Source organism: Vibrio splendidus 12E03, assembly GCF_000272105.2.
In the GTDB taxonomy this organism is placed as follows: domain Bacteria; phylum Pseudomonadota; class Gammaproteobacteria; order Enterobacterales; family Vibrionaceae; genus Vibrio; species Vibrio splendidus_I.
This window is the reverse complement of sequence record NZ_AJZD02000094.1, coordinates 1-450: the sequence shown is the minus strand read 5'-3', so window position 1 is coordinate 450 and position 450 is coordinate 1. Positions and strand designations below refer to the sequence as shown.

Annotated in this window: 1 pseudogene; it reads right to left on the bottom strand. The window is 49.1% G+C overall.

What is annotated here, in order from left to right:
* A pseudogene (istB, locus tag A142_RS08430) lies at nt 1–450 on the bottom strand (IS21-like element ISVch3 family helper ATPase IstB); the annotation flags it as partial.

Genomic DNA, 450 nt, shown 5'->3' with positions numbered 1-450 from the left:
ATTGGAGTTGCTTTTGATAGCTACCATCCATACGACCAGCGGTCAGGTCGTCAAGCAAGCGAGTTAATCTGTAGTACCTAACCGTTTGTTGTTGGTCACAGGCGCTGGTTGCCAGTGCGCAGCCAAGATACGTTTTACCTGCGCCTGTTGGGCCTGTGATCAAGATGTTCTGGTGTTTGTATAGATAACTGCCCGTCAGAAGTTCGCTCATCTGTTTACGATTGAGGTTTCGTCCCTCCTTGTAGATGAGTTGGCTCGGCTGCGCATATACTCTCAGCTTGGCTTGTCGTTTTAAGCGTTGGATTTTGGTCTGGTTACGATTCAGGATTTCACTTTCCAGAAGCAGGCTTAGCCTCTCCTCGAAGTCTAGTTCTGCGTAGGTGGTCAGTTGCTCTTGCTGCTGCTCTAATGCTTTCGCTGCATGGCTCAAGCGTAGGGTTTTGAGTTGGT